Origin of the sequence: Roseibium denhamense (assembly GCF_009711415.1) — a bacterium.
GTDB lineage: Bacteria > Pseudomonadota > Alphaproteobacteria > Rhizobiales > Stappiaceae > Roseibium > Roseibium denhamense.
Window position 1 is genome coordinate 1 of record NZ_SMLZ01000031.1, and the last position, 552, is coordinate 552.

Genomic DNA, 552 nt, shown 5'->3' on the forward strand with positions numbered 1-552 from the left:
TCGAGCCCGGTGTGCATCAGTTTATTCCGATCAAGCTGCGGAACAAGGCCGGAGAGCCTTATGAAGGGAACTACTATGTCTTTAACTGCATGGTGGCATTTGATGCCTTGCTGGTGAACGAGATGGACCGGGATTGGGAGTATCACAATGCCACAGATGGTCCCAACTTGGCATTGTTTAGAACGAGTATACGAGACCGAATAGTGGTGAGCAGTCCCCGGATTGCAGGGAAACACCTTTGGACCCCCTTGTATCTCGGTCCAGAATACAAGGGGGTTTTTTGCTCGGACGCGTTTCACAAAGAGCTTGTTGCCCGCAAGATCCGCTATCTCGACGCCAAGCACTGCGAGGAACTGGATATTCCGTGGTTGCCGGAAGAGAACATCCAGCCCGCCCTTGATTGGGAGGCCAAACACGGCATTCCCTGCGGTTACCGGGCTAAGCTACGTGCAGAAGTTTTGAAGAAACGCGGCAAACTTGAGCTGTGAGGGCGGGTTGAAGTTATCGGTTTACACAAAACGAGGGCGTCAATAGTGGCTTATTATCTTGAGC

1 protein-coding gene is annotated in these 552 nt (G+C 52.0%); it reads left to right on the forward strand.

Annotated elements, in window-relative coordinates:
* Positions 1 to 488, forward strand: a 488-nt coding sequence (locus tag E1180_RS21975; RefSeq protein ID WP_208996742.1) for an imm11 family protein, incomplete at its 5' end; no start/stop codon positions are given.
* Between the last annotated feature and the right edge of the window lie 64 nt (positions 489 to 552).